The sequence below is a fragment of the Fusibacter sp. A1 genome, from assembly GCF_004125825.1.
Lineage (GTDB): Bacteria > Bacillota > Clostridia > Peptostreptococcales > Acidaminobacteraceae > QQWI01.
The window spans coordinates 288,559-300,668 of the sequence record NZ_QQWI01000005.1 but is presented as its reverse complement, the minus strand read 5'-3'; the positions used below and the strand labels follow the sequence as shown (position 1 = coordinate 300,668).

The following is a 12,110-nucleotide window of genomic DNA, read 5'->3' as shown; positions in this document are numbered from 1 at the left end:
AAAATGAGCTATATCGACGATCACGTCTTAACTTATGTAGATAAAAAAATGAATTACATCGAGCCTCAGCTTGTCGCAATCAGAGAACTTGGGCTTAAAGAAAAAGTGCCGATCATCACCAATGATGCGGCTGCTTTTTTGCGTACACAAATCATCTTAAAAAGGCCGACACGTATTCTTGAGGTCGGTACCGCCATCGGATTTTCAGGCAGTCTGATGCTGTTGAACTGTGGTGCCCATTTGACCACGATAGAAATCAGTGAAAAAAGCTACGAAGTCGCGCGTAATCATTTTAAAAGTTTAAATCTGACGGACCGTGTACAGCAGTATTTAGGCGACGCATCAGAAGTGATGTCGACGCTAGTCGAGCAAGGTCAAACGTTTGATTTTATATTTATAGATGCTGCCAAAGGGCAATACCTTGATTATTTTCACAAAGCTGAAAGGTTGGTCGCATCCGGGGGTATGATACTGACGGATAATGTACTTTTTAAAGGAATAACAGCGGGGCTTCCATTTGCCAGAAGGCAAAAGACGATTTATACCCGTTTGAACGCCTTTGTAGATTATACGTCGAATCACAAGGGTTTTTATAGTTCATTAATGACCGTTGGGGACGGCATTATGCTCTCAATCAGAAAGGATTAACCATGAAAAAAATTGAATTGTTGGCACCTGCGGGTGACCTGGATAAACTGAAATTTGCAATCAACTATGGTGCTGATGCGGTTTATATCGGCGGAGAAGTTTTTGGGCTTAGAGCAAGTTCGAGAAACTTCAATGAAGAGCAAATGCTTGAAGGGATCGAATACGCCCATTCAAGAGGAAAAAAGGTCTTCCTTACACTAAATATCATTCCTCATAACGAAGACTTGAACGAGCTTAACCATTATATTGAAATGATAAAAGACATTCCTTTTGACGCGTTCATTCTGTCCGATCCCGGAACGTTTATGTTCATCAAAGAAAAAATGCCTGATGCCGAGATTCACTTAAGCACTCAAGCAAACAATACCAACTACATGAGTGCAAGGTTCTGGCACGAGCAGGGGATAAAAAGAGTCATCCTTGCGAGAGAACTTTCATTTGAAGAGATAGCTGAAATTAAGGAAAATACACCTGATACCTTAGAACTGGAATCCTTTGTCCATGGAGCCATGTGTATTTCCTATTCGGGTAGATGCTTGATATCCAACTATATGTCAGGAAGAAATGCCAACAAAGGCGAATGTTCTCATCCTTGCAGATGGAAGTACCACTTAGTCGAAGAAACAAGACCTGGCGAGTATTTCCCGGTTACAGAAGACGAAGGCGGGACCTACTTCTTCAATTCGAAAGACCTTTGCATGATCGAGTTTATTCCAGAACTCATCAACTCAGGACTTGACAGTCTTAAGATCGAAGGTCGCTCGAAGAGCGTGTACTACGTAGCGAATGTCGTGCGAGTCTATCGCGAGGCGATTGATACGTATTATAAGGATCCTGAGAATTATACGTTTAAGAAAGAATGGATCGATGAGATTGAAAAGGCGAGTCATCGTGAATTCACAACAGGTTTTTATCAAGAAAAAGCAGGTCTTGAATCGCAGCTTTATAGTTCGAGCGCTTACATCAGAGAGTATGATTTTGCAGGTGTTGTAAAATCATACGATGAATCGACAGGACTTGCTGAAATTGAACAGCGTAATAGAATTTTTATCAATGATGAGATAGAAATCATAGGACCTGATTATTTTGGGTATACCCAAGTGATTACAGAAATGTATGATAAGAATCATGCGCCAATCGAAGTAGCTCCACACGCGCAGCAAACAATATATATTAAAATGGAGCAACCTGTCAAACCGCTTGATATCATTAGAAAACAAAAGGGAGAATAACACATGAAACCACTCGTGATTGGAATAACCGGAGGTTCTGGTTCTGGAAAAAGTACAGTAGCTAAATCAATTTTTGAATCTGTACCCGAAAAGAAGATCGCCATACTGGAACAAGATGCCTATTATAAGGATCAATCTCATTTGTCGATGAGTGAGCGTATAAAAACAAATTACGACCATCCGCTTGCTTTTGATACTGAGCTTTTAATCGAGCATATCAAGACGCTAAAGGCCGGAAAACCAATCATGAAACCAATGTATGATTTTTCTGAACATACTCGCAGCTCCAACCGTTTAAAGGTTGAACCGCGAGACATCATCATCGTAGAAGGCATTATGCTGCTTGAGGATGAAAGACTTAGAGAGCAACTGGATATTAAGATCTTCGTCGATACCGATTCCGACCTGAGAATCGTAAGAAGAATCAAAAGGGATATCGAGGAACGTGGAAGAACGCTAGACTCTGTGATTCACCAATACATGTTGACTGTTAAACCGGCTCATGAGCTCTTTATCGAACCAAGCAAGAAATACGCTGACATCATCATTCCAGAAGGTGGATTCAATAGAGTAGCAATCGATGTAATGGTTGCTACAATCAGAACTCAGTTGATGAAATCAATATAAAAAGGATTTACTTAATGTATAATTTGTTTTATACTGTAAGTAGTTAAATATCAAACAAATATTTAGGCAAACTACGTGAAAACGTAGGACGCAAAGCTTGAGTCTAAGGCGAGTTCGCTATGATCGATCGGCTGCAGTGTTATTACTGCAGCCGATTTTATTTTTTGCGTCATTTCATGGATAAAATGGTTTATTTTTACCATTTGAGTTGTAAGAAAGATGCAATAGCATTATAATTAGAAGTACTTATTACAATTAAAACATAATTCATCGGGGGTTCAACTTTGATCTTAGCAATCCTATTCATTGGTGTATACGGAATCGTAATCGGCAGCTTTTTAAACGTTGTGATTTATAGATTACCGCTAAATAAAAGCATCGTCGCTCCAAGGTCGCAATGTGGTAGCTGCCATACAGAACTAAAACCTTTAGACCTAATACCTGTTTTTAGCTATTTGATCTTTAGAGGAAAATGCAGACACTGCGGTCAGCCGTATTCCATTAGATATCCTTTAATTGAAGGCTTGAATGGAATAGTCTATATCATTGCATATATGGTATATGGATTATCCCTAAACTCCTTTATAGTAATGGTATTATCATCTATGCTGATATGCGTCACGTTTATCGATATCGACCACAAGATCATACCTAATTCCTTAAACTTGAGTATCGGTGTACTAGCTGTAATCAACTTGATTGTTGGACAAATTTCTCTTAGAATGTTTCTTTTGGGAGGACTTTACGGTGGTGGATTCATCTTATTTCTGGTTGTGGTTGGAGTATTCTTAAAGGTAGAGATCATGGGTATGGGTGATTTGAAGCTGATGTTTTTTTCAGGTCTTCTTATTGGTCCGATTGCTGTTATATCAGCCTACTTGATTGCCTTTACGACATCCGGCATATTTGTGAGTGTACTACTACTGTTTAAACTAAAAAAAGTAAAGGATGCAGTCGCGTTTGGACCTTTCTTGAGTCTAGGCATTCTACTTTCAGTATTGTTTTATCCAACGATCTTACAAGCTATTTTATAACCTTGATAGGGGACATATATGATTAAGAAAAAAAGATTAGGCGACATATTGATAGATCAGGGTTATCTTACACTAGACGAACTTCACGAAGCCTTAGAAGAGCAAAAACAACATAACTTGAAATTAGGAACAGTTCTATTAAACAAGCACTTGATTACAGAAGCGCAGCTTTATAGCGTTTTAGAGCTTCAGTTCGATATTTCTTATGTCGACCTGAATTCCTATTACATAGATCCTAAGGTACCAAAAATAATAAATGAAAGCCTAGCGCTCAGACATCAGGCGTTGCCGATAGGTTTTAAAAACAATCGATTGGTCGTTGCAATGGCAGACCCTCTTGATATGATAGCAAAGGATGATATCAGAATTGCCTCAGGTCTTGAACTTGAAATTGTGATCAGTCCAAGCAAGGATATCGAGCAGCTTATCGAGAGATACTATGATTCGGCAGACGATACTGAAAAAGCAGCCGAAGAATACTCAAAGCTGATCGATAGCGACGGCGACGACGTTGTGGTTGAAGATGAAGGCGTCACAAATGCACCAATGGTTCGCCTTGTAAACGGTATCATCAGCCAGGCGGTTAAATCTAAAGCCAGTGACATTCACATAGAACCATTTGAAAAACAGGTGCGTATCAGATACCGTATCGATGGTGAGCTTAGAGAAATCATGAGTCCAGGTAGACATACCCACCTGGCGATTGTGACCCGTATTAAGATAATGGGAAAAATGAACATATCCGAACGTAGAATTCCTCAGGATGGACGTGTGGAAGCGATTATCGACGGACACCCTATTGATATGCGTATCTCCGTACTACCAACCGTATATGGCGAGAAAGTGGTAATCAGACTACTTGACAGAACCAACGTGGTGGCAACAAAAGAGCAACTTGGTTTTTCTGAACACAATTTGGATAGATTAAATAGAGTACTTAAGGTTCCTGAGGGTATCATACTTGTAACCGGGCCGACAGGCAGTGGTAAAACAACTACGCTTTATGCCATTTTAAAAGAACTGAACAGAATCAACCGAAACATCATCACCGTTGAAGATCCTGTTGAATATCGTTTAGAAGGTGTCAATCAGGTGCAAGTCAATAATAAGGCTGGGCTATCGTTTGCTAGCGGTTTAAGGTCGATTCTACGGCAAGACCCGGATATCGTAATGGTCGGTGAGATCAGAGACGCAGAAACCGCAGAAATAGCTATCAGAGCAGCGATCACAGGCCATATCGTCTTGTCTACACTTCATACGAACGATACGGCAAGCTCTGTTACAAGGCTAGTGGATATGGGCATAGAGCCTTTCTTGGTTTCTACCGCGACAGTTGGTATTTTAGCGCAACGTCTTGTAAAAAAGATTTGTCCTAAATGTACAGTCACTCACGAGGCTTCTGATACAGAACGCTTAGCTCTGGGTTTAGAAAGCCATGAAAGCGTTGTATTGTACAAGGGTTCTGGTTGTAACGTATGTAACCAGACTGGATATCTTGGAAGAACAGCTATTCACGAGGTGCTTCTGGTCGATAGGGACATTCGAAATTTAATAACATCGGGCGCGAATTCGGAAGTGATTAAAGACAAGGCGCGTCAAAATGGCATGCTGACACTCTATGATTCATGTAAGGATTTAGTGCTACAAGGGGTTACATCGGTTGAAGAAATGTTAAGGGTAACCTATAATTACGAACTTTAAGGAGAAAAGTATGACGATTCTTGATGTTTTAGAACAGGCGATCAATCGAAAAGCATCAGACGTTCACATCACGGTCGCTTCACCGATAATCATCAGAGTGAACGGTGAGTTGATGCATCTCAACGAAGAAAAGCTTAAACCCGAAGATACAAACGAACTGGTCACCCAGATGATGAGCACAAGCCAGCTTGCAAAACTTAAAGAGCTTGGTGAGTTCGACTTCTCTTATTCCAATCCGGGTCTTGGTCGTTTCCGTGTGAATGTATATCGGCAACGAGGTACCTATAGCGCCGCAATCAGGGTAGTCGCGCTAACCATACCAAGTATGCATGACTTGTCGCTACCACCTATCATGAAAACATTGACAGAAAAGAGAAGGGGCCTTATCCTTGTGACAGGACCAACAGGAAGCGGTAAATCTACAACGCTTGCTGCAATGATCGACACCATTAATCAAACCAGACACGAGCACATCATCACAGTTGAAGATCCTATAGAATATTTACATAAGCACAGCGGCAGTATGGTGAATCAACGCGAAATAGGGCAAGATTCCCACAGTTTTTCTAATGCGTTAAGATCTGCTTTAAGACAAGATCCAGACGTGATTTTAGTAGGAGAGATGCGCGACCTAGAAACCATAAGTACGGCAATTACAGCAGCAGAAACAGGCCATCTGGTATTTTCTACATTACATACCATCGGAGCCGCTAAGACAATCGACCGTGTAATCGACGTTTTTCCACCGCATCAGCAACAGCAGATACGCGTTCAATTGGCGTCTGTACTTGAAGCTGTTGTATCCCAACAGTTGTTGCCAAAGGCTAACGGTCTAGGCAGAGTGGTCGCACTCGAGATCATGGTGGCAACCCCAGCGATCAGAAACTTGATCAGAGAAGGCAAAACGCACCAGATCCAAACAGTCATTCAAACAGGAAGCAAGATGGGGATGCAGACCATGGACGCGTCGCTGCTTGAGTTGTACAGGACAAGGACCATCGACGAGTTGACACTAAAAAAGTTCGCAGTAGAATCCGAACACGTAGCCAAGCAATTGGGACTATATTAAACATACAAGGGGGCCCAAGTGACAAGCTTATACATATGCAAAGAAATCGATACGCATGGAAAAATGCTAACCAGTACCTATAAGGCAGAATCAAAAGACGATGTCATTCAAATGATTCGTGCAAAAGGACATAAACCGGTTAAAATTGAAGAGGAGCAAGCTAAAAGTAAAGATTTAGCAGAGCTATCCATCTTTCAACCGAAAGTAAAAGCCAAAGACATCGCCGTGTTTTGTAAACAACTGCACATCATGCTATACGCAGGTATGCCTCTGATTTCAGCACTGGATGTACTAGAGAGCCAATCGGATAACTTAACGCTTAAAAAAGCGGTAAAACAGATGGCACTTGACGTTCAAAAAGGCGAAATTCTATCTAGCACGATGAAAAAACATACGAATGCTTTTCCTGCATTGCTGATCAACATGGTGGAGTCCGGTGAACTTACCGGTAATTTGGACAGCGTATTGATGAGAATGTCAGACCACTTTACCAAAGAAAACAAAATCCAGACTAAAATCAAAGGCGCCTTGGTTTATCCTGCAATTTTATCTGTATTGGCAGTCGTGGTGGTAACCTTTCTTTTAGTGTTTATCATGCCGACCTTTGTAGGCATGTTTGAAAGCTCCGGTGTTCCCTTACCGACTCCAACACTGATACTAATGGGAATCAGTTCAGCCCTCAAAACCTACTGGTATTTATTTATTGCTGGAGCGGCAGGCCTTTATTATTTAGGTAGAGCGATTTTAAAATCAAAAGAGGGCAAACGTGCGGTCGATAAGTTGAAATTTAAAATTCCGATTGTCAACAGTTCGGTTGCGAAAATTGCGACTTCAAGGTTTACAAGAACACTATCCACTTTACTGGCAAGTGGTATACCAATCATTCAAGCACTTGAATCATCAGCAAGTGTCACAGGCAATATGGTGGTGATTGAAGGCTTGGCGCAAGTTGCAGAAGATATAAAAAAAGGCGAAAAGTTAAGTTCCTTATTAAAAAAAGTCGGCATTTTTCCACCCATGGTCATTTCCATGGTAGGTATCGGTGAAGAGTCAGGTGCTCTTGAAGAAATGCTCGAAAAAACAGCAGATTACTTCGACGAAGAACTCGAAGCTGCAATACAAAGACTCGTAACAATGATCGAACCATTAATGATCGTCGTAATGGCATTAATTATCGGTTTTATTGTCATCTCAATGATGCTGCCAATGTTTGACATGATGCAAACGGTGCAGTAATAGGATGACATTAAACATAGACAAAAACAAAACAATTCTTTAGGAGGAAAAAAACATGATGAAGGTGTTACAGAAGAAAAGAAAAGGCGGGTTCACCCTTATTGAACTGATTGTGGTTATTGCAATTTTGGCTATATTGGCGGCTATTGCGATTCCTAGACTTGGAGGATTCACAACAACTGCAAAAATTAATGCTGACAAACAGACTTATGATGTGATTTCAAGAGCTGTAGCAATTGGTGTTGCTAACGGAACAATAACAGCAGATGTTACAATTACATCTGCTGAAACTACTGGTTTAATCTCTGGATTGTCGCTAATAGATTCAAATGCAACTTTTAAAGTTGCAAATAATATAAATCACTCCTTTACGTGGGAAGTAGATGCAGCAACTGGCGCTGTAACACCTCCTATAATTAATTCAGCTACAGGTGTAATTACTCCGGATTAATGATGGTCACAACAAGTTTAGTCACAGGTGCAATTCGTATGTGTTCAATACTTAGCTAATCAAGTGAGTCGTGCATGACTAGTGCATCGACACTTTTGGTTCTTTGTATACTGATGTTGGTAAAGAGCAAAAATAATAAAAACTAAAGGCGGGTTAGTAGATAAAATCTACTAGTCCGCTTTGAACTTTGGATTAGTTTTGATTATCACTATATAGTTAGTGCAAATAGAATCGTCAGTATGGCGGTTTTTTTTATCGAAACTGACGATTCAGAAGTTAGAAACAGGGAAGGTTGTAGATCAGGTTCACTACAAAAAATAAGAATAGTGGAAAAAGGGCAAGTCTCTAGTGATAACAATATTTTCCCAAAATACCATAAGCAAAAATCAAAAAATATCACTTAAGGCTGCCAATCCAAACGGGTTGGCTCTTTTGTCGGTTTTGCTAATATATGAAAACTTTTATGTTGCCCAAAACAAAAGCAGTATTTTGCAAAGAATTGTCGCAGGAAATCGATAACAGCATAATTACTATCTAATTTGTAAATCTTTATTTTAGAAAGTGATTATAATCCTGATAAAGATATATGATTTTTACGTGCTAACTGAAATAGTCTTAGAACTGGCAGCAGAATTTAAAAACTTTAGTGAGCTTCGATTTTTTCTAGCCAAGCATCTCATGTCGATACGGTCGATAAAAACGGTTAAAAAGGGGCTGAGAGGACTTGTCCTGTAATACATAGAGTTCATTAATATATTATTAACTTGTACAGAGGCTGTAGCAGTTCATGTTACAGTCAACCACATAAGCGGAGAGGGCAGATGCCTTCTCTATTTTTGTTTTTTTGGAGGAAAAATATGAGTACATTCAGAGGATGAACATTTATGACAAGAGGCTTTGCCGACAGAATACCGGTCCATATCCAGCAAGTGGTTGAAGCAATGGTTGAAGTGTTTGTTAACCAATCAGAAAATATCGGTAATGAAGTTGACTATTTACAGGTATTTGAACTGAGCGTAGATACTGCTGATTTTTTTAGCATGCAGGCCATCGCACACTCTCGGGAAGAGCCACCATACTCAACAACGACTGAATTTGTTACTGATACAGCAATCACTGAAAAAGTATACATCATTTCTGATGATTATGGCTTAGAGGGAGAAGTCATTACGTATCTACTGGCCAGTGAATATTAAACGGAACTATACACTGCATTATTTCAGGAATGATGCACAAGAATATCCGTTGTATAACGGTATTATAGACTTAAACCAAGGAGGCCGACGATGATAAAAAGCTATAATCTGAACAAGACGACAATAGTAAACAATGAAAAGAGTCTATCTGAAGCGGTTACAGAATAGTATGGCAGAATCATACTAGAAGGCTCTTTAGCGGAGACGGTTGCTAAAGAACTGACCAAATGCAGAAGCAAAGAGAAATGGCGTAAACGCTCAGAAGCTGGGTTCTTCTTTGAAATACTATTTTGGCCACTACTGATATCTGCACTTGTTGGACTAGCTGTAACGAAGGACGATCTAAAGCATTACAGGATGGATCAAAAGGATGACAAGATAATCATGACACACAAGAAAACCATGCTATCGGTTGATGAAGTTTAGGATGTGGTGTTATCAAAGACTATAAGATAGAACACCTAAGTGGCATATACAAAGACTTTGCAGAGAATCTAGGTACTGAAACAACACTGCAGGTTTACATGCTTTTTAAGGGCTGCAAGTGGTTATTCCAACAAGAATCTATTCAAAGGATTACATCAAGAGACGGTTACTTGATGAATACCGTGAAGGAACAGATCGCAAGTCGCTTGCAAAGATGTGTTGTGATGACTAATTGATCAGGCAAGGTGAGAAGGTCAAGAATTTGATTACCTGCAAGTATTCGAAGACCAAGAACTTGACTCAGGCGATGGTCAGAGGAGGCTCGGAATAAACATAGCAAAGAAGTGCCAGTGAGAGAAGCGGCATACGCACTGGACATAGAGGTAATAGCACTATCTATCTCAGAGAAGATTTTCGTCATGGATGATTGCAGTTACTCGAGCATGCTCCTAGCCTCAGCGTACTGAGGAGTGGTGATGAGGTCGTATCTCCAAATCGAAAGCCCTGCAAGCACATATATAAATATTAAGGAAAATCCGGTATTTACGTACCTTGCTTAAAGACAGATAAAAAAAGCACAGAAGTAGAGACCGATATCAACTGTAATAAAAAGATGGATAGAGGTGGCAACCCGTTGGTAGATTACAGGCTAAGGGAAATAGTTGGTTTGTTCAATAGAGCGCCAATGGAAACGTCATAATCTGTACCATTCTTAGGTTCTTCCTCAGAAGCGCTTATCTCCCTTAACGTAGTGATTGTATCGCAAAATAGTGCTCCCAAAATCATGGTTATCAGTACAAATCATTGCGTTCGCTATCATAATTTGTTATAGTTAATAAGTCTAAAGTCCTATAAGAAAAACACAGTAACATTTAGGCTTAAGCAAGGTAAAAGTATAAGATGGAATTAACAGATCAATTCGATTTAGGGGGAAATATGATTAGCATCAAATCAGAAAGAGGCATGGCTTTAGCTTGGGTGCTAATTGTCATGGCGGTGTTGTCAATCTTAGGTGTCAGCGTGTTAACTGCAAGTCATGCTGATCACAAGTTTACAATACAAAACGATTTAATTATAGAGGAGCACAACATTGCCAAGTCGGCGCTTAACACTGCCGGAAAGTTTTTAGAACTTAAAACGCAAACGGAAAGCGAGTTCAATTCAATACTTGTTGGTGACAAGTTAATTGATAGTGCGAATTTTATGGATTCTGGTAGCAATGCAGTTGTTGAAGTGGTTGCGAAGGATGCGTCGAAAATAAAATTAAAATCAAGTTCTGGTAATCAAACACTTTACTTGGATGTAGCAGTTGCAGAAAGTGAGTTAACTGTTACGCAAGAGGAACCAACAACAATTCTTAAAACTACAAAAACAACAAGTATTCCAGTGGATTTATTTAAGTATAGTATTTACTCACATACCACACCTAAAATTCATAAAAGTGCTCCTGCTGGTTTGAAAACTGGTGGCATAGATTATACGATGCATTCTATCCCTGATTTAGGTGTTACTAAACCGTTTGTGTCCCAAATTACTGAAAGTGGCTATTACACAGGGTATAATCAAGAGTCACTAACTTTCAAAACTGGTAGTGATGTTAATAATATAATATATGTTAGAATTGATGACTTGGATCTGAAGAATAACAGTAATCTCATCATAGAAGGAAAAGGGAAAGTAGTTTTATATACAAATACTTTTAATGTACCGACTCAATCGGAAGTGAACATATACAATTCACCTAGCCAACTGTTTGTTTTTGTTGGTACAGAGGCTAATAGCGGCATCGTTGATATTAAAGGCGTATTCAGAGGCTTTATTTATGCACCTGAAGCTGAGTTGACCACTCAAACAAAACACAGTCAAAACAAAGCGAGATTTATTGCACATAAATATATTGATAAGGCAAATTCTGAATTTGACGTTGCCGACATTGTAGATTTTAATTTTTTGGACGTGTTTGGTGAATCATTCACTACCACTACTACAGAGACAGAAAATGGTATTGTAGTAACCACTACGGTTGTCAAACAGTACAACTACGCAAAATCTAAGTATTCGGACTAGGGAGAGTGATTCTATGAGTAAGAAAAAAAATGGGATGACTCTTGTGGAAGTGATTCTAGCGATGGCGATTCTTAGTATTATAATGATTGGATTTTTAAATTTGTTTGCATTTTCATTTACCAATATTGCTAGTAATGGATCCAGAACAGGCGCAAGCTATAAGGCACAGTCGATTGTTGATGGTGTTTCTTCTGGTAATTATACGAGCGAAAGCGAAATTGAGAGCTATTTTAGTTTGCAGGGGCACGGTATAGAATCAAATGAAGCAGATGTTGAGGTATATGTAAATAAACCGGTCAACTACAATGTGACGCCTGATCAAGTAATAGGTGTTGATGGAGTGAGATTGACTGTTGTTGTTTTTTACTCAAAACATGAGAAACGGTCGACCATGAAGTTGTTTATTCCATTTTAAAAGCCAAA

11 protein-coding genes and 1 riboswitch are annotated in these 12,110 nt (G+C 39.5%); all 11 genes read left to right on the top strand.

What is annotated here, in order from left to right:
- Positions 1–3 precede the first annotated feature (3 nt).
- The 11 genes from DWB64_RS09045 (at position 4) to DWB64_RS08995 (ending at position 12,102) form a co-directional block, all read left to right on the top strand.
- On the top strand, positions 4–648 hold the full coding sequence (locus tag DWB64_RS09045) for an O-methyltransferase (RefSeq protein WP_129487901.1): 645 nt from the start codon (positions 4–6) through the stop codon (positions 646–648).
- A gap of 2 nt (positions 649–650) precedes the next feature.
- Complete coding sequence (locus tag DWB64_RS09040; protein ID WP_129487900.1) at positions 651–1,880, top strand: U32 family peptidase; 1,230 nt, start codon at positions 651–653, stop codon at positions 1,878–1,880.
- A gap of 3 nt (positions 1,881–1,883) precedes the next feature.
- The gene (udk, locus tag DWB64_RS09035) at positions 1,884–2,507 is read left to right on the top strand and encodes a uridine kinase (RefSeq protein WP_129487899.1); all 624 of its coding nucleotides are present in this window, start codon (positions 1,884–1,886) and stop codon (positions 2,505–2,507) included.
- A gap of 55 nt (positions 2,508–2,562) precedes the next feature.
- A riboswitch (cyclic di-GMP riboswitch) is annotated at positions 2,563–2,646 on the top strand.
- A gap of 145 nt (positions 2,647–2,791) precedes the next feature.
- A complete protein-coding gene (locus tag DWB64_RS09030) occupies positions 2,792–3,541 on the top strand; it encodes an A24 family peptidase (protein WP_129487898.1) in 750 nt (249 codons plus the stop codon).
- 18 nt (positions 3,542–3,559) lie between these two features.
- A complete protein-coding gene (locus DWB64_RS09025; protein ID WP_129487897.1) occupies positions 3,560–5,242 on the top strand; it encodes a GspE/PulE family protein in 1,683 nt (560 codons plus the stop codon).
- Between the two features lie 10 nt (positions 5,243–5,252).
- Positions 5,253–6,311: a type IV pilus twitching motility protein PilT gene (locus tag DWB64_RS09020; protein WP_129487896.1), complete on the top strand. Its 1,059-nt coding sequence runs from the start codon at positions 5,253–5,255 to the stop codon at positions 6,309–6,311.
- Positions 6,312–6,329: 18 nt separating this feature from the next.
- Entirely contained in the window at positions 6,330–7,547 is a 1,218-nt protein-coding gene (locus tag DWB64_RS09015) for a type II secretion system F family protein (protein WP_243118965.1), read from the top strand.
- A gap of 55 nt (positions 7,548–7,602) precedes the next feature.
- Complete coding sequence (locus DWB64_RS19565; protein ID WP_129487895.1) at positions 7,603–7,998, top strand: prepilin-type N-terminal cleavage/methylation domain-containing protein; 396 nt, start codon at positions 7,603–7,605, stop codon at positions 7,996–7,998.
- A gap of 884 nt (positions 7,999–8,882) precedes the next feature.
- A complete protein-coding gene (locus DWB64_RS09005) occupies positions 8,883–9,194 on the top strand; it encodes a DUF960 family protein (RefSeq protein WP_129487894.1) in 312 nt (103 codons plus the stop codon).
- 1,362 nt (positions 9,195–10,556) lie between these two features.
- Positions 10,557–11,687 (top strand): pilus assembly PilX N-terminal domain-containing protein, encoded by a 1,131-nt coding sequence (locus DWB64_RS09000; protein WP_129487893.1) that lies wholly within the window; start codon positions 10,557–10,559, stop codon positions 11,685–11,687.
- Positions 11,688–11,700: 13 nt separating this feature from the next.
- On the top strand, positions 11,701–12,102 hold the full coding sequence (locus DWB64_RS08995; protein ID WP_129487892.1) for a prepilin-type N-terminal cleavage/methylation domain-containing protein: 402 nt from the start codon (positions 11,701–11,703) through the stop codon (positions 12,100–12,102).
- Positions 12,103–12,110 lie beyond the last annotated feature (8 nt).

Excerpts from the sequence above, each read along its gene's own strand:
- DWB64_RS08995 (WP_129487892.1), top strand. The coding sequence starts at position 11,701 with ATGAGTAAGAAAAAAAATGGGATGACTCTTGTGGAAGTGATTCTAGCG.
- DWB64_RS09000 (WP_129487893.1), top strand. The coding sequence starts at position 10,557 with ATGATTAGCATCAAATCAGAAAGAGGCATGGCTTTAGCTTGGGTGCTA.
- DWB64_RS09040 (WP_129487900.1), top strand. The coding sequence starts at position 651 with ATGAAAAAAATTGAATTGTTGGCACCTGCGGGTGACCTGGATAAACTG.
- DWB64_RS09005 (WP_129487894.1), top strand. The coding sequence starts at position 8,883 with ATGACAAGAGGCTTTGCCGACAGAATACCGGTCCATATCCAGCAAGTG.
- DWB64_RS19565 (WP_129487895.1), top strand. The coding sequence starts at position 7,603 with ATGATGAAGGTGTTACAGAAGAAAAGAAAAGGCGGGTTCACCCTTATT.
- DWB64_RS09025 (WP_129487897.1), top strand. The coding sequence starts at position 3,560 with ATGATTAAGAAAAAAAGATTAGGCGACATATTGATAGATCAGGGTTAT.
- DWB64_RS09020 (WP_129487896.1), top strand. The coding sequence starts at position 5,253 with ATGACGATTCTTGATGTTTTAGAACAGGCGATCAATCGAAAAGCATCA.
- DWB64_RS09045 (WP_129487901.1), top strand. The coding sequence starts at position 4 with ATGAGCTATATCGACGATCACGTCTTAACTTATGTAGATAAAAAAATG.
- udk (WP_129487899.1), top strand. The coding sequence starts at position 1,884 with ATGAAACCACTCGTGATTGGAATAACCGGAGGTTCTGGTTCTGGAAAA.